Below are 20,679 nucleotides of genomic sequence, written 5' to 3' on the forward strand. Positions count from 1 at the left end.
GCTTTACTACAATATAAAACTGCTTTCCAACAAGCTTAAAATCAGATTTTACCCACAGCTATGACAAACCTTTGTCAGCTTAGCTCAGGACGGAACATACTCAAAAAAAAGGCCACTTGAAATCAAGTGGCCTTTAGCATCGAATTTAACTAATTACAGCTTATTTTGGGTTTACGTGACAAGTCATACACGAGTATGGATCTGGGTAAACAGGATCTGTGGTCCAGTCACTATTACCCCTAACTTTCATATCATCGCTATATAAGCCGTGCATATAAACAAAGTTTTGATCTTTCAACTCAGGTAATATGTTCAATAAGTAATTTGGATCACCGTACATTTCACCACTAACAACGCTCACAGCATCTCTATCGGTTGATGGCACATCAATGATTGGTTTAGCTGGATGAAAGGTCATATCTTCAGGAGAGTTACCACCTTCGTACATTTTCGGAAACAGTTTATTTACTGAACCATGGTTTTTAGGTTGAAACTCATTGTCATGGCACCAGAAACAAACACCGACTTCACCATGTCCTTCTGGAGCACCGTTATTACCATGACATTGAGCACATTGGTAAGGTGCCACGGCGCGATCCGCTTCATCTAATACTTCATAAGACTGTACGCCTTTAGCTAGATCCATAACATAAACGGGCGTTGGGTTAACCCCCAAACTACCTTGGTCGCCATCAGAGTGAATACTACCTAACGAGTGACAAGTACCACAATCGGCAACGCCCCAGCCAAAATGCTCTTCAGATAATGGACGAATTGCCTCGTCAATATCGTAAATTGGATACTTATCATCACCACCCACTCGGTGGCTTTCTGGCGCAGCAAATTTCAACTGACGCGCCATAACAAATACGCTATCAGTTGGGTAGTATAATGGCCACACGTCAGGAAATACGTGACGGTTTTTATCGCCATGCCAATCAGTCAAATCGATTTCAATGCCTTTGCTACCAAAGTATTCGGCACATTCCTCGTCAACCAAACCATTTGGAGTGCCTGTCTTTTGACCATCAAGACCAATGCCATCACAAAAAGTTGCAGGTGGCGCTGAGTTCGAATCTGCCATATTCCCTAGACCGTACTTATGGTTCCAATCACTTGTATAGCGTGTTTCATAACCGTCAATTGCGTAGGCAAAACGCGCTTGGTTTACCACGCCATCAACAGAGTTAACTAAAAAGTGTTGAATATTAGCACCGGTGGAAATTTGTCCCCAGTAAGAAAAGCCCATTTCAACTAAGCCTTGCTCATGCAGACTCATGAATACATCAGCCATGGTGATCATGACGTCTTTTTTATAGATATCAGGACGCAGGTTATGTGGACGAACAACCACATCGTTAAAGACCATTTGTTCACCGCCAACAGGCTGTACCATCACTCTTGGGAAGGTTGCACGGTTATCACCAAACTTTTCTTCATCAGCCTTTCTGCGTTCAACTTGGGTGCGCTGCATCTCTTCACGGCGATAGGTGTAAGCTTCACTTCGAGAAGCTAACATCACCCCAGAATTATCTTGAAGTACCGTCATTTCCATGCGAGTTCCAACCGCTTCGCCGAAGTTGGTGTACTTGTTTTCTCTTTTAAATTCACCTGTGTCTGGGATCCAGTTTGCGGCCCAGTTTGGATCGCCTTCACCTACAGGCTTGCCATCAGTATCAAATTCAATGTTGCTGCCATCTTCGTTATGCCAAACCGTAAAGCGGTAAGCACCAATGTCCTCGCCCCACTCGTATTCAACGTGAAAGTCATCACGTGTCGCTGAAACGTAAAGCAATACTTCAGCAAAGGTAATTTGACCATCATTGAAAATATCATCACGTAATGGCTTAGGGATCAACTTACGAACATCTGCAGCCTGAACGGTATAACCGTGCTTTATATCACCATGTCGCCTTTCAGACTGTGCCACCCAGTCTGTTCTAGCCATTTCTTTACCGATATAAATAGTGATCGGCCCTTCTAACTGCCACTTAATATCTGGCCCCCAAACATTATCGAATACTTGACTACCTGTTTGAGGCGGCTCGACAATCTCAGGTATATCTGGATTTTCAGGAGAACTTTTGGCGTCATCACTTCCACAAGCGGCAAGCATTGCAAGCATTAATAATGTTGCTGATGTTTTTATATGTTTCATCTCATCCCTTTTACAATGTAAATATTGAAGCGGCATATTGACTTACCCAACGCCTTAAGGGACAGTGACTTCTCACAGTAACAATCACACCATTTGTAAATAAAATGATTTTGTTTATTTAGATTTGAACCCCATCACAATTACATTTAAATTCACTAACTTAATCAACTTTAACTCATAAATAAAATCAAAAAAATCACCATAAACATTACGCTAACAACTGCAACAAAATGCATATTGAACATATAAAACGTTAGAAACAGTGCCTAATTTGAAAAGGTAACATCAAAAAGGAGTGCGTTTTTTACACCACACAGCATGTCCATATTGATTCTATATAAAGGGGAAACTTGATTAACTAATGATGTTGTTCAGCAGCCTGTTTTACGCAAGGTAACACATGTTTTGCGAATAAATGATTAATTGTTGTTTTGAAGAATTATCAACATCATAAGCTCTCAAGATCCATTTATATTAAGGTTTTAATGATAATAATTGAGTAGACACTAGCTCTGAGAGTGATGTTTCGGTATTTACATAGTTAATTACAACCTTGTCAGCCTTTAGCCGTAATTACATTTGTAAATCAACGGGTCCTGCACAAAGCAACTTAAATAGCCAATCCAGCCAAATATCAACAAGCTTAATGGCCTCTTTCTCACATCATCAATGCTGTAACACTTATCCCTGTTAGTGGTTTTTCACAGAAAACAAAGAAAGCTTGTTAGATTTTTTGAATCCAGCACTATTGTCTTGAACCATGTCGCATATCTAAAAGTAGGTATTGCCCACTGTCGCATTTATTCACAATCGCTATTGCTGGAAACAAGGAAATGCATAAAATTCGCAATCACTTAATTACGGTATTTACAAAGGGTAGCTTCGGCTCACTATACAAAGGAGGAGCACTATGATGAAAGCAATAATAGACTCTGATTTGTCTACTCTGTCTAATGAACTAGGCGTTAATGCTTGCGTGCTCTATATTTTTTTGAATAACCCAATTAATCTACGCACAACTCGTGAAGCTGCTAGCCTTGTCGTTGCTAGCGATAAGCATGTTGTCAAACAATTCAAAGCACAACATTGCCAATGGGTCAGTTTGGAAGCTGATAAAACAAGTGCACCTAGCCGTTCTGCTACTCCAACGCTTGATGTTGCAAACCTCATGTATAAAGAGAACATGAGCATTGATATCACTTTTTTATTCGCGCCTAAATTAACAGCAAAATTTGTTTTTTATTCTAACAAGCTCTGTATTACAGCTCTAAGTGACAAGCTTGAGTTGATTAAATCAAAGCTTTTGCAAGTAGCGATTAAAATCAATAATAGCCATAAACTTATCAAACAATCATTAATAAATATGGGCGTAATTAATCGTAAAACAATCGATATATTACAGTTTACGGCCGTGGGTTACTCTAGAAAGGATATCGCGCCAAAATTAAATTTATCGGTACGTGGCATCGATTATTATATAGAAATCGCCAAAATAACGTTTGAAGCAGACAGTTTACCCGCGTTAATTTATAACGTAAATCAATATGGTCTACTAAAGGACTTTTCAGAAATGGAGGCTAAGCATGAAAGTCAGTAGCATTCTGAACGAGTTCTCACGAACTCATAATATTACAGACACCATGTTTGTCTTAGACATAAATAGTAATATGCTACCTTCAGGGTTCTCTAAACTTAATCAAGTAGCTGGTAGAACTCATATTCTCGCTAGCTCAGTTAATGCGATAAAATACAGCAAAGTATCTCGAAAAAAGTGGGCAAAAAAAGACCACAACACAGAGGTCTCTTTAAAGCGTAAATACCATACTTGGGATTACAGTGACTGGCCACAGTTTAAAGTTGGACCTAATGACGATATTGTTAAATTTGGCTACCAGCAAAAAGTAACCGTAGAAGTCCCCTGTATGATGAACCCCAATTGGGTGGGGCGCTTCTACTTCATGGTGCAAACTAATAATAAACTTGCTGACCCCAATGCATTTAGCCGTTTATATAAAGACCTAACCGATATTCATTACATGTTACTGCAAAGTAGTATGGAGAACCTGAATCCGTTTTTAGACTATGGTTTAATAAAAAGCGCTGATATTGCGATATTATATATGATGGCAAATGGACACGACCGTGAATCAATTGCCAAAGCAGCACATTTGTCCGCACGAGGTGTCGACTATCGCATACTTAAACTCAAGAAGTTACTAGGTGCTAGCAACTGCTCTAGCTTAATACATTCAGCATACAATAACTTTTTAATTCAGTAATATCATTGCCCCTACTTGATAGGGGCGCAACACTTACTGCAGGTCCGCAAAATCAAGAATAATTTAAAGCCTCATTTGCGTGTATCCATGATGGCAATTTGATCGCAAAGCTGCTCTGCTTCATCCATATAATGTGTAGTGAGAATAACTGGTTTCCCTTGTTTTATTATCTCCCTAACCAACTGCCAAAAATGTAACCTTGCTTGGGGGTCTAGCCCTGTGGTGGGCTCATCTAAAAAAAGCAAAGCGGGATCATTAACTAAACTCAACGCCAGCAATAGCCGCTGCTTTTGTCCCCCAGAAAGCGTAAAATGAAGCTGATTGGCAACTTGCTGTAGTTGACATTTGACTCGGCAGTTACCAAATAGGCTGGGCCGAATATCCCCCAAGCTGCAAGGCTACTCGCGGAAGCTATTTATGGTAATTAAAACACAAATTTTAATGACCGCTAAATGAATAGTGAGGCCTTGTTAAAAGCGCAATAGCCAATATTGTGCGTTTTCATACAATCTATTCAACCAAAAGACAGAATCACTTTTAACTAACCTCAAATAAAGATTTAGTAAGCAGAATCAGGATTTAAAAGAGCACTATAAATAGTCCTGAAAACGTTCGCGATCTCGCCCTGCACCTTATACTGAGGGATATCACAAAGTTGGTCTGTTACTAAGGTGATAGATATGCAGAATCTACCAATCACACTATATCTGTAATAGGATTAACGAATATCAAAGAGTATTAGCCTTAAATATACACAGGGCAATGTAACTCTTTAGCAGCATTGTTAACATCTGCCCGGCACGGTTGCTTAACTGTTTATTTTATGTGACCCACCTCCGATTTTACTCAACAAATCTTTATTTCTATGAGTACTGATAGCGTTTTTATTGCGGCTCGAATTCATACTCGACTGAGTGATTAATGGATAAAAATAATATCCAATCATGAATTTAGCAGTAAATAAATATTGCTATAGATTCAGAATATACTGGAGATGAGTAATGAAACTTAATGTAATAACAACCACTTTGGCTTTGTCTTTTTTGCTTGTAGGTTGTGGCAGTGACAGTAATGATAAGGTTGACCTAACAGAGCCAGAACAGGGCTATAAAAATGATAAATATGTGGTAATGGATGTTAATCATCAACCTGTGGCTGACAAAATTCATTATGTCGCTTTAGGCCGCTTTGACGACAAAATTAAAACTTGGATGAACAGCGATCAGGCAGAAGATCTTGATGGTGACGGCCGAATTAGTTTTTATGATGCGCAAAAAGCAGGGGTAGAAAACCCACCGATTGACTACCTTGAAGTTAACTATTCTGATGTTGTCGCTTTTCTTACCGAAAACCCTGATGGTTACGGTCAGCATACCTCTCGACCAGATATTTTTGTTGAAGGACAATACAGTGTATTCGATGTATTACGATATGTAGTGCATAGCGATCCTCAACTTAAATTTGACTCTGTTACACCTGCAGAAGAGTCTCCTTATAACACTTTCGAGTTTTCCATCTCCTATGACAAAAATAATGATGGTGACTTTACCAATGATGGTGATGAATTCGTTAACTCGCCTAATTGGTTCTTCCGCTTTAAAACTAGTGCCGGAGATTTCCAACGTGCGACTGGTGAACCAGATGGTGAGGCGACTTACAACCGTATGGATGAAATGTGGGCGCAGCATGATTTAGCTATCAGATTCCAGCCTTTCCATGAAGTTACCACTGTTAGACGCCAACACCTGTGGGAAAAAGAAATGGCACGTCTGGATGAAAATGGTCAAGTCATTAGTGAAATTTTGGTCCGTGATGGTGATACGCCATATCCTTACCCTTATGTACAAAATTTAAAAGTAACTGCCCATAACCTGCGTCCAGACGTCTTTCAGCCAGGCGTTATTACAGGTATAGATTGGTTTATGTCTGCAATCGATGAAGGATATGACTTTAAACTGAGCTACTGGCCAACAGTGGATACAGGGGCTTCAGTCAATTCGTATTCAGTTAACCATGTAAATGGTATCACATCGTCAGTAGGTGAAGGTTGGGTTAACATGATGGGCGAAAAAGAAGTAGCCACCGACTATGGACCACTGCCTGCATGTTTGTGGGATAAAGAAGGTAAAACAGCTTCTGTTAGTGCTTTTCCAGCTGAAGATTGTATAGACGACTTCCAATATGCTTTTGGTGGCAATAAGTTACACTTAATGACTGATGTGTGGGTGATGAGCTATCCAAAAGAATACGGAATGCTGGTTTATGCAAATCATTATAATGCATGGGGTATGGAAGAATATAATGGCAATGATCTAGGCAAAGAATACGAGTTTAGCAATGGCCTAGTGGCAAATTTAGAAACCCTAAATTCTGCAAAAGATGCAAATTCTGATGCTATGCTAACAGAATCTCACTATGGCTGGGGCAAAGCTGACTGTATGTTGTGTCACAACCCAGAAGATGGACACATGAATGGCGCACCACTGCCAGTTAACACCAACGATGGGTTTGACATTCCACAGCCTTACTTCTGTTCAACTTGTCACGGGACTAATGGTGCAAGTGAAGGTCATGGTGCAACCGCTCGCTGTTTCTGGTGTCACTCTAGCTCTAAAACACCTGAATTCCATGGTGATGCGTTCAGCAAGCGTACTGTACCGAGTATCATTGACGCTATTAATGAAGAAAAAGATATCTTCTTCTACAATAGTGGAAGCCCGGTGATGCCTAGAGATTCAGCAGGTAACCCAAACTCTTACCCTGATAAAGGTATTATTAGTGGCGCGAATTCAGACTGGAGCATGTCACAAACATTCCCAGATCCATATTCATGCATGACGTGTCACGATAACGGTTCATTTGATAAATAATCCCCAAATTCAACTGTGAAGTGCGACACTCGCCTATATCAAGCAGCCAATGTCATATTTTTAAATATTACAGCTGGCTGCTTGAACCCTAAACACTTTTTGGGTCAGTAATTTATTCCCGACAACGCAAACTCAATATCACTATCTGACACGGTTCTTAAGTCCGTTCCTTTTTTACATATTGCCTTGTTCTGGTCAACTCCAACCGGACACTTTTCTAAAAGAGATTTCAAAATCTATCGGTGACTGATCAGTCGAACGCCACTTGAAACATTATTGGATGGGAAACAGATTTGGGTGGATAAAAATCTAGCTCAAATCTAAGCTGACAGACACCATAAAAAAAGAGGTAACGGTCAGATCAAATCTGAGCTACTAGACCTTATGACAAAATTTTATATTTAAATGCAACAGCTACCAGTTGCGAATTGTTTTTAACTTCAAATAAGGCTTTCATTTTATTGACATGGTAGTCGACACCACGCTCAGTCAAGTGCAGCGTTTCTGAAATTGAAATTCTTGAATGACCTTCTGCAAGCATTTTTAACACATTATGACTTTTACGCGAAATAAGCCCCAAACCAGTGAAAGGATTAATCTCTGATGTTGCTTCACTTCCCAGTACCATATTATGAAAATTAGAAATAAATTGCTGCATTTGTTCCCTATTTTGCTCCGCAAACGTCTTTAATACTGTTGGTTCAAATTCACTCATGAAAAAAAATCGCCCATGAAGATAAGGACAGTTTTCACTCTGGTAACGATAATAGACGCGGCTTCTTACGTTATACTTACTTAAAACATCACGACACAGTCGTGAAGCCTCCGTATCCTCTTCGTAACTAAAAATCTGAATGCCACTAGCATTCAATTTGCTCATATTTGGCTCAACTTTAATGGCTTTTTTGGTAAAGTCCGCTCTCATCTTACGCATTGCTGAGTTAGAATATAAAAAATTATGTCGTTTCTCACGTTTACTAATCGACACTTCAGCATCAACATCAATATGAGAGTTTTGCATCTTCACCGATCTTGCCAAATCGAGAATATAAGTGCCCCCAATAAAACCTAAACGACTTACCTCGTTATTTAGTGTTAATTCTAGTCTCTCTCGCCGTTCAATTGCAGAATCAATGGTAACTTTATTACTTATTATTGATTGTTTCATCCCCAAAACTTCCAATGATTTTACTTATATATGTAAGTGTTAATATTACTTATCTACAACGATAACTTCAGTGATAAACCTCATAACGTAAACAACCAGAAATTTAAATTTGTGACAAACTACTAATAAACATCAAACATCTATATAAAAATATGTCTTTCAATGCATTCTGATATTCGCCAGTTTTGAAGAACATAACGTTATGCGCACACGACAACGATCAGCAATTGTCGTGAGTTTGCGAATCATAAAGTGATAGCCGCAGCCTTAGACACAAAGCTTTACTTAGCCCCCTGTACTGGTCGAACGCCACTTGAAACATTATTGGATGGGAAACAGATTTGGGCAGATAAAAACCTAGCTCAAATCTAAGCTGACAGACACCATAAAAAATGGGTAACTGTCAGATCAAGTCTGAGCTACTACAACATATCAAAGATTACAGCATTTACTACATTGAGGAGTCTGGGCACTTTCCGATGCTAGAAAAACCGAATGAGTTCAACAAGATCCTTTTTGAAGCTGTCAAGTCTGTTAAGTAGTTTGATCGATTAGGTTCGTTCCTACCGACTTCAAGTTACTTTTCTTTACCTGAACTGCATGAGTTAGAGTGAATTCTCTAACTCATTTTTTCTATTTCTGGCATATGACTTCAAGCAGTTTTGCATAACCATGCACTCTAAACATTTGGATACGAAGATACCCTTTCTGCACAGTTCTGGGAGTTTTTAAACAAAGCTCTTTAGCTGCCAGTTATGAGGAAAAGTACTATGATTTCAGCGGCACGATCTTCTACTGAGTAATTACTTTAACTCGAAAAGGGGCAGAAATGAGCTACACACTCCTCTATCACTTTCGAATAAACACACCCGATCATCAAATATTATATTCAAGTCGCTCAATGTATTTGAGTAATGCCCTAGCCTGCATATCCTTCCCATAGCGGCCGTAGGTGATGTTTGGGTTTGCGTGGCCAACTATCTGCGCCACAATATGCTCGCTGATATCCAAACGCTTAAACTCATCGATAAAAGTGTGTCGTAGACTATAAGCCGTTGGTCGTTGACTCGCTTTCATGCCAATGCAGGTTTGTAATATCGATAGGTGCTTACAATAGGTTTTTGACCAATCTTCCACTAACCCCACTGGTTTATAATTAAACAACTGGGGATGTTTTTTACGTGTTTTTACAAATTCAATAAAGCCCTGCTCTATCAAGGTTTGGTGTATTGGAATACTGCGTCTTGCATTAGCATTCTTAATACGTTGCCCTTTGCCGCTGTCATCAACGTTAATGCAATGAATACCTTCGATTACGACGATGTCACTGGGCTTTAACTGACACGCCTCTGATGGCCTTAGGCCGCCATAAAGCATCAATCGGGTAACCCACTTAAAGTCCACTGTTGAAGCTTTAAATTCGGCTGAATGTATTAGCCTTTTTAAATCACTCGTATCCCAACGGTCTCTTTCTTGGTTGGTTTTAACTTTGGGCTTTTGCCCTACTGTCACATTTTCAAAAGGGTTATGGCTGCAGTAGTTCATTAACTTGCACCACTTAAAAAACTGAAATACGGCCGCTAAGTATTCTTTATTACTTTTATAGCTTCTGCCCTGTGTAAGCAGTTCATCACGGTACTTCATCGCATCGGCCGAGGTAATATCGTTAGTGCAAATAGCTTGAGTGCTTTTTGGTGACCGGTTACCGATTGTTGGCAGTAATTTAATGAAGTGAAAGGTTCGCTGTCCAAGTTGTTTAATAGAGAGTGGTCTAATGCCTGACTTCTCTTTTGAAGTAACAAAACCTGCTAGAGCATCATGTAACGTCACCACGGGCATTGCTTGGGCTACAGCCGTGCTTTCACGGTGTTGTGACAGCTTAGTGTCTCTGATGGGGATGCTATAACTTGCTGGCTTTGTACTGATGGTTGACTTGTTTTTCTCAAATTCACTGCGAAGACTGTTAATCACTTCATCAACATAACGAATAAAGTCATTGATACAGGTTTGATGGTCTATGGTATTGATGATTTTTTTCAGCGTGCCTGCGACATCGATATTGCGAATAACCGCTTGTGCTCTGTCACGAGTCAACAAAGAAACTTTAATATCAAAAGGAAAGCCTTTATCGCGTAACGATTTGGCTAAACAGATACGTGTGAAGTACACGTTATTAGGAACTCTATAAAGGTACATTGTCTGAGTCAATCCTCTCAGAAAGCCCCTCAAACGCCAGAAACAAAAAAAGCCGTTGATAATCAACGGCTTTTCTCGTATTTAATATGGCGGAGAGATAGGGATTTGAACCCTAGATGGGCTACAAACCCATGCCGGTTTTCAAGACCGGTGCATTCGACCACTCTGCCATCTCTCCGAACGCCGAGAATAATATAAGTATCAGACCTCGTTGTAAACCGGAATTTATAAAAAAACATTCAAATGCTCATCAAATAAGCTTTTAAGACATTTTTCCACCTTTGTTGGCTCATTTGCTAATCAGGTGAGTAAAAATCACCTTCTACACCACTGGATTCCCTCACCTTTTCTATCAACAAACACGCTTTTAGCGATTACATTTTGTTTAAAGAATTACGCTAACCCCCAAATAAGAAGCAGCAATGGCCTTGAATATAGCAATCCAGTGTCATATTTTTCCAGCAAGCCCATAGATAATCCGCAAAGCATCGAACATTTCAATGATATGACGATAATATATGCTAAAATCGCTTTAACTATTTCTGATACTTAAAGCTATGACCACAACTTTAATTTCTATACCCAAACTTGCTCCTCAGTTTACGTTACCTCAATCTTTACCTTCTACTGCTTATCTAAGCCATTTATTGTTGGGACAAGAGCGTTGTTTAGATGCATTTAATTTAATGACTAAACTTGCACACCAACATTTATTTGTCGCTGATTTTGCGGGTATTGAGCGTGAACTGTTTATTAAAGCCCTTGTGAGTCAGGCTAATACGCCATCAGATTCCTTTTTGGTTGCGACTAAAAGCCAAGATGAAAATCACAATTTTAATTTCCGCTGGCAGGCTGAGTTACCGGCAGAGAATGTTGGCACTGTTGCGCATCAAAATACCCTTTACAGCTATGTTAGTGGCTCTATTCGCCGCGCTGATCTAGTCGGTAAAATGCATAAGACTGATAAGTCTAGCCAGTATAAAGCTGGCATTTTAGCCTCCAACCATTTCGTTTTTATTGATGCTAACTCTTTATGGAAACGTGAAGGCCTGTGGGATTTTGTCATGCAGATCCTCGAGCATAAACAATATAAAATTAGCAACGATATCGCGCCAATCCCACTCAATTGTAAAATTGTGCTAATGGGCTCAGCTAACTTGTTTACTCATTTAAGAACTGAAGACAGAGTTTTTTATAAAAACTTTCCACTGCTTGGCGAGGTTAACTCAGAAATTGATTTAACTAAATATAATGAAACTCAGTACCTGCAATGGCTAAATAGTTTAGCTGATGCCTATAACATTCAATTAGAGCCATCAAGCTTGATACCGCTATTTAATTACAGCGCCAAACTTACTGAGCATCAGCAACGCTTAAGTTTATCAATGCTGCAAATAGTTCAGGTACTGACTCAAGCTAAAGCATACTCTAATAGTGCTTCGCTCAATTCAACTGCCATAGCAAAAGCTCTTAGACAGTCAAAGTCACGCCATGACAGTTCTGAGGTTTATTCAGCACAAAACTTTGATGATAATTTCATTAATCTGCAAACGAGCGGTGAAATAATCGGCCAGATTAATGGCTTAACTGTGATTGACACTGATGATTCAAGTTATGGCGAGCCGGCAAGGATCACTACCTCTGTCCATTATGGTGACGGTGAAGTGATTGATATTGAGAGGAAATCAGAGTTGGGCGGTAATATTCATACTAAAGGTATGATGATCCTTTCAGCTTCCTTGTACCGTATTTTTGGTCGCGATGTACCTTTGCATTTAAATGCCAATATAGTGTTTGAGCAGTCTTATCAAGAGATTGATGGCGATAGTGCCTCTTTAGCTGAGTACTGTTGCTTAATGTCTGCCATTGCCGAGCAGCCGATTAACCAAGCATTTGCCATTACGGGCGCACTAGATCAATTCGGCGCGGTGCAAGCCATTGGTGGTGTGAATGAAAAGATCGAAGGCTTCTATCATTTATGTAAGCGACGTGGCTTAACAGGTGAGCACAGCGTTATTATTCCTAAATCGAATGTGCTACAACTAAACCTTGAAACCGAAGTTATTGAGGCCGTTGAAAAAGGCTTGTTTCATATTCATGCAATTGAGCATATGGATCAAGCTATCGATTTATTAATGAAAGCTCCAGCAGGGGTAAGAAACGAAGACAATGATTTTCCTGCTGAATCAATTTATGGCCAGGTCCAAACACGTTTAGAAAAAATGGCTGGCCACGATGATGAAGAGCTCGAATTAAGCTTTTTACAAAAAATATTAATGAAATTAAAGATATTATAGTGATCGGAGTTGTTTAGCTTACACGTGTTCGCTATCTTGTCAGCCTATTCGTAATAAAGTGGTAAATATTTAAATGAAAAGAGCTAACAGTTTCACTAAAGAAGAGCTGATCGCATGTGGTAATGGCAACCTTTTTGAGCCTAACTCACCACGTCTGCCTGTCGATAATATGTTGATGATAGATAGGATCACAACCATTAATGCTGACGGTGGTGAATATGGTAAAGGCGAAATAGTCGCTGAACTCGATATCACCCCTGATTTATGGTTTTTTGACTGCCACTTTAATGGCGATCCTGTGATGCCAGGTTGCTTAGGTTTAGATGCCATGTGGCAATTGGTTGGCTTTTATTTAGGCTGGGAAGGCGCAGAAGGTAAAGGGCGCGCACTTGGGGTTGGCGAAGTAAAGTTCACCGGGCAAGTATTACCGGAAGCGAAAAAAGTCACCTATAAGCTCACTTTAAAACGAAAGATTCACCGTAAGCTGGTTATGGGGATTGCTGATGCCACTATGGAAGTGGATGGCCGTGAGATTTACTCGGCTACTGATTTGAAAGTCGGTATTTTTAAGGATACCTCGACCTTTTAAGCATTTCACTGAATATGAATAGTAATCACTGTTAGCTAATGTTGCTTCGGGTTAACTTAGCTAAACGGCATTATTTTGCCCTCAATCAACACCCTGAGGGCAAAGATATTAATATGATGCCTTTTCATTTATTTATTAAACAAACCACTCATACGTCCATCTACGCCTTCTCTCCAACCACCTAACCATTGAGATTTAGAATCTAAAGTTCCGTAAGGGCAAAGCTCCTTAGAGCGCCCTGCAATACCTGCTTGGAATCCCTTAGAAAAAGCTCTATCTAACTTATCTCTTTTTTGTCTTTTCATTAACACATCCTCATTTTGTTAATCAAGAAGCGTTCGCTTCAGCATTACAAATAGGTGAAATTTCACACAAGATCAATGCAAAAATATGACAAAATTATGTGTTTTTGATTAAAGTATTGAGATAAAAAGCAAAAAAAAATCGAGGAATAATCCTCGACTTTTAGTTCAAAAAATGCTCTCTACTTAAGCTTGCGACGACGTAACCAAAGTAACGGCAGAGCGAATAACCAAGCAAAGCTAGCCGCCCCTTTTCTTACATAGGGCTCATCTTCTACGTCATCACTTTCAGTACAGGCTTGTTCGTTACCTGATACCGGTTTCATTACCACCATACGCGGTAAATAAGACGTTACAGGGTCGCCATTACCATTTATTTCAAATAACGGTAGGTTAGTGTCTTCATCAAGAATCAAATTACCATCGGTATCAAATTGGTATAAAGGTTTACGAATAAATGCTGTACCTACAATGGTGCCGTCTTCATTGATGTCATTGGCCTCAACCACATATATTTCACTGTCATAGCTTAAAATTGAGCCGTCACCATCAATAACCTCAACCGGATAACGAGTCCATTTGCCATCAGCATCTTGCTCATAGCCTTTTGACTCACACGTTAAAGTCGCATTAAGGTTCACAAATTCATCATCACCGATGTTATAAAGAAAACCTGCTTTTGGTCGCGGCTTATCTTTATCATAAGTGACCTCAATATTACCAACCACTTGACCTGCATTATTAATGGCTTTTGGGTAACTACTTAGCTCTGAAATACCTGAATCTTGAAAGTCACTAGGTACTACGATTTCAGCAGATGGGTTGTTAATATCGTAATAGAAGAACTTATCTCGTAAAATTCCACTGACATATTTATAAAAAGTACCAATGACAATACCATTATCATTAATATCACGTGCTATTGAGTTATAAACATCGTCACTGAAAATATCAGTATCAATCCACTGATACTCATATTCACCTGCGGCATTTTTCACCCAATAGGCAGCGTCTTGATAAAGATCATCCGTTTTACCATTACGGTAAACGTGTGAGCGCCCTACGACGACATCATTGTTGTTAACACCTAAAGCTTGAGCGGTATACACCAAGGTTGAATCTTCATCAGGGGTTAAACCTAACTCCAACTCAATGACGTTTTCTGCAGGAATCGTATTATCATCAGCAATTTGCCATACATGGGCACGGGTTTGATACTGAATGTTACGACGACCATTTGCAGGGAACTGATCGGCCTGCACGCAAATTTCAACTGGCGCTGGCGAGTCTTCATCTGCGTCTAAATCTGCGTCAATACAACTATCGATACGATCTGAGCTGAATTCAATAATGTCAGTACTGGCATAACCTGCCACCAAATTATTATCGTTAATTGCCGCAGCCGCTGACCAGCCACCTAACTCAACTTCAAAACCATCATCTTCACGAATATAAGTTTCGTAAGATGGTACTAATTCAAGTTCTTCTCCGTCAGGCGTGACAGCGACACCACGAAGCTCAAAATCGCGATAGTACCAAAACTCTTGGTCTTCATCACTACCAACATAGTCGATAGTTTTTTCAGGCGCAGTATATGAACCAACTTTGTAATTGTTGTCATTCATGCCATAGAAAAAGGTATCAACCGAATTGATAATTAACTCGCCTTCATCATCAACATCGGTTGGTGCTGTAGTGCCATTAACGCTATAGAAGTTTGGATACCAAGCTGACTCAGCATCGTTTTCTTCCGCTGTGAAAGTAAAGTTATTTGCCACCAGAGGCAAAAATACTGAATAAATAATGGTTTCTTCAGGTGCGATACCATCTTCTACATCAATAACGTCATTGTCATCTTCGTCATCATCGACAGATAGTTTTTTCTTACCTTTAGAAACACCTACAAGTTCATTGTTGGCATTAACAGCCATGGCGTAACCACTTCGGGTACCGTCTACTGTGCCTTTAAGATCAAAATCTTCAATGTTTACAATTTCATATACTGGAGCGGCATGTACACTTCCGATAGCGCCAAGCACACTCAAGGCAACGACAGATAATGCCTTATCAAACTTCGACTTCATTATAATTCCTATTATTATTATACGCTTACTTCAGTGATTCGAGTTCTTCCCAACGCTCGAAGCAAGTGTCCAATTCCTGTTCTTTTGTCGCCAATGCTTTAAGCACTGAGTTGACGGTATCTTGTGGTTGGCTATAAAAATCAGCTGAAGCCACAGTATTTTGTATTTCTTCTACTTCTTGTTCTAACTTTTCCATTTTACTCGGTAGTTGTTCGAGTTCACGTTGAAGTTTGAACGATAATTTTTTAGGTGCTGTACTGGCAGCTTTAGTCTGCTTTACAGGCTTAGTTTCTACTGGCGCAGGAGTTTGGACAACAGATGTTGCTGCTTGTTCCTCAGAATAAAATTTAGCGCCCTGAGAGACGGCATCATTGTATCCGCCAACATACTCATGCCAGTTACCATTACCGGCAAACCACCAACTACTGGTCACGGTATTATCAATAAATTCCCTGTCGTGACTAACAATCAATAAGGTCCCTTTAAAATCAGTTAGTAAGGACTCTAACAATTCTAGGGTCTCAATATCAAGGTCATTGGTTGGTTCATCGAGAATAATTAAGTTTGCAGGTCGCAATAACAAGCGTGCTAATAGCAATCGGTTTTTCTCACCACCTGATAACGCCTTAACAGGGGTACGTGCACGCATAGGTGAAAACAAGAAGTCTTGTAAGTAACTTAATATATGACGATCTTGACCGTTAATCGTAACGGTTTTCTTACCGTCGCCTACGTTTTCTTCAACGGTTTTTTCTGGATCTAACGCTTCACGGTATTGGTCAAAATAGGCAACTTCGAGTTTGGTACCGACTTTAACTTCACCTGATTGCGGCGAAAGCTGCTCAATTAATAGCTTAATTAATGTTGATTTACCACAACCGTTTGGCCCGATTAAGGCAATTCTGTCACCACGTATAACCGTTGAACTGAAGTTTTTAACTAAATCTTTATCAGGTAAATTGTAATTAAGATTATTAATATCAAATACTAACTTACCAGAACGCTCAGTATCACTGACGTTCATCTTGGCATTACCTTGACGATTCAGGCGCTCACTGCGTTCATTTCTTAATGCTTTAAGGGCGCGCACTCGGCCTTCATTACGGGTACGTCTGGCTTTTACCCCTTGACGGATCCAAGTTTCTTCTTCTGCTAATTTTTTGTCAAAATGGGCATTTTGTTCCGCTTCAACACGCAACCACTCTTGCTTACCTTCTAAATAAGCATGGTAATTACCCGGCCACGATGTCACTACGCCGCGATCTAAATCAACAATGCGTGTTGCCATACGATGAATAAAGCCACGGTCATGACTGACAAACACGATAGCGCCTTTAAAGTTTAATAAAAACTCTTCAAGCCATTCAATGGTATCAATATCAAGGTGGTTGGTCGGTTCATCAAGCAATAATAAGTCCGGTTCGCTAACTAGGGCTCTTGCTAATGCCACTTTACGCTGCCAGCCACCTGATAACTCACTAAGGGGTTTATCGGGATCTAAGCCTAACAATTCACAATTTTGAATAATACGAGAATCTAAATGCCAGCCGTTATTATGATCTAATGACTCTTGCAAGCGCTGCATTTGATTGAGCATCTTGTTCATTTCATCAGGTTCAGCGGTAGCAACGTCATGTGAAAGCTTATGATAACGCTCTAGCATTTCACCAATTTCTTTTAATGCTAAAGAGATATATTTATAAACCGTGCCGGTTTCAGCTTTAGGCGGATCTTGCTGTAGTCGACTGACATTCACATCAGAGGCAATATTAAATTCACCGTCATCAAGTAATACATCACCTGACAGCACTTTCATTAAACTTGATTTACCCGCCCCATTTCGGCCTACGATACACACTCGCTCACCAGGTAAAATAGTGAAATCAGCATTTTTCAATAACGGGGTATAGCCATAGGCTAAAGAGCCATTATTAATACGAACTAAACTCAAGCGACGCTCCTAATAAATTCTGTTAACTGCTGGGCATCAAAGGGCCAAAACAATTCTTTTTCATCCATAACTAACACTGGTATAGATATGCCATAACGGCTTGCCAGTGTGTCATTATCGCAAATATCAATATGTTGATAGTCAATGCCTAATTGCTCAACTAACGCTTGAGCAATTTCACACAGATGACAGCCATCTGTGTGATATAAAATTAGGCCTGCACTGTCTGTTGTTGGGTTAGAACTCATACTTTTAACCTTAAAGCTTATTTAGCGTAAGGAGACTTAGCATGGGTAATTAACCAAGTATTATGGATGTGCGGATTACGCTTATAATCCAATGGTAATGTTTGACTATCGATATTTTTAATGTCCATTTTATATTGGCTTAAAAGCTCGATATCCATTTTAAATTTACGCTTATTATTCGAGAAAATAATTTCGCCATTAGGGCTTAATACTTTAATCAAATCAACCAGCATTGCCGCATGGTCTCGTTGAACGTCCCAGCTATCTTCCATTCTTTTTGAATTAGAAAAAGTTGGCGGATCGATAAATATCAGATCGAATTTCTCTTCACAATCTTTCACCCACTGAATACAGTTAGCTTGGATGAATTGATATTGCTTACCTGATAAATTATTTAAATCAAAATTCTCTTTTGCCCAAGCAAGGTAAGTATTTGACATATCGACTGTAGTGACAGATTTAGCCCCACCTAATGCCGCATGTACCGATGCAGAGCCTGTGTAAGAAAATAAATTCAGCACATTTTTACCCGCTGATTTTTCACCAACTAATTTACGGGTCAAACGATGATCTAAGAATAAACCGGTATCAAGGTAGCCAGTTAAATTTAACTTAAACTTAGCGCCATACTCTTGGGTAATGATCTCCAGCTTTTGTTGATCAAGCTTTTGATACTGGTTGGTGCCCTTTTGCTTTTCACGGGTCTTTAAGGTAACGCGATCAGGGTCCATATTTAATGCTGCAGGCAATGAAAGTAATACATCGGTTAAACGACGCTTTGTCACCGCTTCAGGAATAGTCGCAGGCGCAGAGTATTCTTGAATAACCACATAATCGACATATTTATCAACTGCCACATTGTATTCAGGTAAGTCAGCATCATAAATGCGGTAACTATCAATACCTTCTTTTTTAGCCCACTTGGTTAGTTGCTTCATATTCTTTTTAATACGATTAGCAAAAGCAGGCGAGATATCTGCAATATCAACACCTTCAGGCAACACCGGCATTTCACGGCGAGTGCTTTTAGCATGCAAAGTATATAAGTTAAAGCCACACTCTAGTGCACCGTTAAACATCTTCATTTGCTTATCGGCTTTTAGCTTTAATGCTGAGAGTAATTCAATATCACTACACAACATGGCAATTTTCCAACCGCCAAAGTCTTTCTTAAACTTATCGCCAAGCTTGTAATACAGCTTCAATAATTCCGTAATGCTACCTAAACGCTCACCATATGGTGGGTTTGAGATTAAGAAACCCGCTTCTACTGGTGGAGTAACATCAAGTGCATCTGAAACACTAAATTCAATTAAATCAGCAACACCGGCGTTTTCTGCGTTTTGTTTTGCAAGCGCTACAAGGTGACCGTCAATATCAGAGGCAAAAAACTTCAATGCGCAGCGAGTTTTACCAAGACTGGCTCGGGCTTTTGCTTCATTTAAAATCCCTTGCCATAGGGTATCGTCATGTTGATGCCAATGCTCAAAACCAAAACGGGCGCGTTTAAGCGCTGGAGCAATATCTGCAGCCATTAATGCCGCTTCGATAACAACGGTACCACTGCCACAAAAGGGATCTAATAATGTAATTGGATTTGCTTGCCAACCACTTCTTATAAGCATGTTAGCGGCTAAGTTTTCTTTCAGAGGTGCTTCACCGGTTATTGATCGGTAGCCACGTTGGTGTAAAGAAGCGCCAGAGAAATTAACTGAAAGCGTTAATTGATTATTACGATAATGGGCATCAATTCTAAATTCAGCATTGACGCGTCCAACATCAGGTCTATCTAAACCATCATCGCGAAAACGATCCACAACCGCATCTTTGGTTTTTAAAGCGCCAAACTGGGTATTATTAATAAAGCCGCCAGTACCGTGAAAATCGATACTGAAGGTACTATCGTTTGAGAAGTGAGACGGCCAATCAATACTGTAAGCTGCGTTATAAAGTTGCTCAGCAGATTCACAAGCACCTTTATAGATAACCACAACAATTCGGCTAGCAAGTCGAGTCCACAATGTAATTCGATAGGCAAGTTCTAAAGGCGCAGAAAAATACACACCAGCGACGCTTTCCTTAACATCAGTAGCACCAAACTCTTTAAGCTCATTGGATAAGCTATATTCAAACCCCTTTGGGGCAGCAGCAAAAAAATTTAACATGGATAGACAGTCATCAACTCACAGATATAATTAAGCATGCATTATATACCTAAACCGATATTAGGTGTGAAAATGTCTGTTAATTGCCACATTTTATACAATACATTACCGATATAGCCCTGTATTGGTGAGTAAACTTTCATTTCTGTTTCAAAACTACGGCTATAACAGGGCTATCTGCCTTATAAAGCCGCTATTTTTTGCTATTGGTGCTCAGTAAGTCAGCAAGCAGTAATAAAGTTGTCATTATGACTTGCCAAGAACAAGATTGGCCGTTATAGTCTGCCCCGCTTAAACGGACGCGGGATGGAGCAGTTTGGTAGCTCGTCGGGCTCATAACCCGAAGGTCGTTGGTTCAAATCCAGCTCCCGC

The 20,679-nt window shown here is 39.8% G+C and carries 14 protein-coding genes and 1 tRNA gene; 5 read left to right on the forward strand and 10 right to left on the reverse strand.

The features are described 5' to 3' along the window. Nucleotides 1-160 precede the first annotated feature (160 nt). Nucleotides 161-2,158 (reverse strand): hypothetical protein, encoded by a 1,998-nt coding sequence (locus Q4533_RS16050; RefSeq protein WP_303503307.1) that lies wholly within the window; start codon nucleotides 2,156-2,158, stop codon nucleotides 161-163. Nucleotides 2,159-3,068: 910 nt separating this feature from the next. Between Q4533_RS16050 and Q4533_RS16055 the strand changes: the two genes are divergently transcribed. Then, nucleotides 3,069-3,755 carry a hypothetical protein gene (locus tag Q4533_RS16055; protein WP_102476977.1) on the forward strand — a complete coding sequence of 229 codons (687 nt, stop codon included), beginning with the start codon at nucleotides 3,069-3,071 and terminating at the stop codon, nucleotides 3,753-3,755. Then, the gene (locus Q4533_RS16060) at nucleotides 3,742-4,437 is read left to right on the forward strand and encodes a hypothetical protein (protein WP_102530705.1); all 696 of its coding nucleotides are present in this window, start codon (nucleotides 3,742-3,744) and stop codon (nucleotides 4,435-4,437) included. The genes Q4533_RS16055 and Q4533_RS16060 overlap by 14 nt, the downstream gene beginning before the upstream one ends. 71 nt (nucleotides 4,438-4,508) lie before the next feature. Here the strand turns inward: Q4533_RS16060 and Q4533_RS16065 are convergent, their stop codons facing one another. Beyond that, nucleotides 4,509-4,826 (reverse strand): ATP-binding cassette domain-containing protein, encoded by a 318-nt coding sequence (locus Q4533_RS16065; RefSeq protein ID WP_347230774.1) that lies wholly within the window; start codon nucleotides 4,824-4,826, stop codon nucleotides 4,509-4,511. Nucleotides 4,827-5,438: 612 nt separating this feature from the next. Between Q4533_RS16065 and Q4533_RS16070 the strand changes: the two genes are divergently transcribed. Next, complete coding sequence (locus Q4533_RS16070) at nucleotides 5,439-7,307, forward strand: hypothetical protein (RefSeq protein ID WP_303503312.1); 1,869 nt, start codon at nucleotides 5,439-5,441, stop codon at nucleotides 7,305-7,307. Nucleotides 7,308-7,689: 382 nt separating this feature from the next. Here the strand turns inward: Q4533_RS16070 and Q4533_RS16075 are convergent, their stop codons facing one another. The 3 genes from Q4533_RS16075 to Q4533_RS16085 all read right to left on the reverse strand — a co-directional run bounded on the left by Q4533_RS16075 (nucleotide 7,690) and on the right by Q4533_RS16085 (nucleotide 10,849). Beyond that, the gene (locus Q4533_RS16075) at nucleotides 7,690-8,475 is read right to left on the reverse strand and encodes a helix-turn-helix transcriptional regulator (RefSeq protein WP_303462493.1); all 786 of its coding nucleotides are present in this window, start codon (nucleotides 8,473-8,475) and stop codon (nucleotides 7,690-7,692) included. 876 nt (nucleotides 8,476-9,351) lie between these two features. After that, nucleotides 9,352-10,671, reverse strand: a complete 1,320-nt coding sequence (locus Q4533_RS16080; RefSeq protein WP_303503314.1) for a tyrosine-type recombinase/integrase — start codon at nucleotides 10,669-10,671, stop codon at nucleotides 9,352-9,354. Between the two features lie 87 nt (nucleotides 10,672-10,758). Then, nucleotides 10,759-10,849 (reverse strand) — tRNA-Ser (locus tag Q4533_RS16085). 379 nt (nucleotides 10,850-11,228) lie between these two features. Here Q4533_RS16085 and Q4533_RS16090 point away from each other — a divergent pair. Then, a complete protein-coding gene (locus Q4533_RS16090) occupies nucleotides 11,229-12,968 on the forward strand; it encodes a S16 family serine protease (RefSeq protein WP_102437653.1) in 1,740 nt (579 codons plus the stop codon). A 73-nt stretch (nucleotides 12,969-13,041) separates the two neighbouring features. Next, complete coding sequence (fabA, locus tag Q4533_RS16095) at nucleotides 13,042-13,557, forward strand: bifunctional 3-hydroxydecanoyl-ACP dehydratase/trans-2-decenoyl-ACP isomerase (RefSeq protein WP_102437655.1); 516 nt, start codon at nucleotides 13,042-13,044, stop codon at nucleotides 13,555-13,557. Nucleotides 13,558-13,685: 128 nt separating this feature from the next. Here fabA and rmf read toward each other — a convergent pair whose 3' ends face one another. The 5 genes from rmf to rlmKL form a co-directional block, all read right to left on the reverse strand. Then, a complete protein-coding gene (gene rmf, locus Q4533_RS16100) occupies nucleotides 13,686-13,862 on the reverse strand; it encodes a ribosome modulation factor (RefSeq protein ID WP_076539913.1) in 177 nt (58 codons plus the stop codon). Between the two features lie 179 nt (nucleotides 13,863-14,041). Continuing rightward, nucleotides 14,042-15,943, reverse strand: coding sequence for a DUF3466 family protein (locus tag Q4533_RS16105; protein ID WP_102437657.1), 1,902 nt, complete (start codon nucleotides 15,941-15,943; stop codon nucleotides 14,042-14,044). Between the two features lie 25 nt (nucleotides 15,944-15,968). Next, a complete protein-coding gene (locus Q4533_RS16110) occupies nucleotides 15,969-17,894 on the reverse strand; it encodes an ABC transporter ATP-binding protein (RefSeq protein ID WP_102476871.1) in 1,926 nt (641 codons plus the stop codon). After that, entirely contained in the window at nucleotides 17,891-18,142 is a 252-nt protein-coding gene (locus Q4533_RS16115; protein WP_102437661.1) for a glutaredoxin family protein, read from the reverse strand. Before Q4533_RS16115 ends, Q4533_RS16110 begins: the two co-directional genes overlap by 4 nt. Before the next feature lie 17 nt (nucleotides 18,143-18,159). Then, nucleotides 18,160-20,307 (reverse strand): bifunctional 23S rRNA (guanine(2069)-N(7))-methyltransferase RlmK/23S rRNA (guanine(2445)-N(2))-methyltransferase RlmL, encoded by a 2,148-nt coding sequence (gene rlmKL / locus Q4533_RS16120; RefSeq protein ID WP_102476872.1) that lies wholly within the window; start codon nucleotides 20,305-20,307, stop codon nucleotides 18,160-18,162. Nucleotides 20,308-20,679 lie beyond the last annotated feature (372 nt).

Source organism: Shewanella sp. 6_MG-2023 (assembly GCF_030547195.1).
Classification (GTDB): Bacteria; Pseudomonadota; Gammaproteobacteria; order Enterobacterales; family Shewanellaceae; genus Shewanella.

Coding starts and splice junctions, on each gene's coding strand:
- Q4533_RS16050 (WP_303503307.1), bottom strand. CDS start 2,158: ATGAAACATATAAAAACATCAGCAACATTATTAATGCTTGCAATGCTT.
- Q4533_RS16055 (WP_102476977.1), top strand. CDS start 3,069: ATGATGAAAGCAATAATAGACTCTGATTTGTCTACTCTGTCTAATGAA.
- Q4533_RS16060 (WP_102530705.1), top strand. CDS start 3,742: ATGAAAGTCAGTAGCATTCTGAACGAGTTCTCACGAACTCATAATATT.
- Q4533_RS16070 (WP_303503312.1), top strand. CDS start 5,439: ATGAAACTTAATGTAATAACAACCACTTTGGCTTTGTCTTTTTTGCTT.
- Q4533_RS16075 (WP_303462493.1), bottom strand. CDS start 8,475: ATGAAACAATCAATAATAAGTAATAAAGTTACCATTGATTCTGCAATT.
- Q4533_RS16080 (WP_303503314.1), bottom strand. CDS start 10,671: ATGTACCTTTATAGAGTTCCTAATAACGTGTACTTCACACGTATCTGT.
- Q4533_RS16090 (WP_102437653.1), top strand. CDS start 11,229: ATGACCACAACTTTAATTTCTATACCCAAACTTGCTCCTCAGTTTACG.
- fabA (WP_102437655.1), top strand. CDS start 13,042: ATGAAAAGAGCTAACAGTTTCACTAAAGAAGAGCTGATCGCATGTGGT.
- rmf (WP_076539913.1), bottom strand. CDS start 13,862: ATGAAAAGACAAAAAAGAGATAAGTTAGATAGAGCTTTTTCTAAGGGA.
- Q4533_RS16105 (WP_102437657.1), bottom strand. CDS start 15,943: ATGAAGTCGAAGTTTGATAAGGCATTATCTGTCGTTGCCTTGAGTGTG.
- Q4533_RS16115 (WP_102437661.1), bottom strand. CDS start 18,142: ATGAGTTCTAACCCAACAACAGACAGTGCAGGCCTAATTTTATATCAC.
- rlmKL (WP_102476872.1), bottom strand. CDS start 20,307: ATGTTAAATTTTTTTGCTGCTGCCCCAAAGGGGTTTGAATATAGCTTA.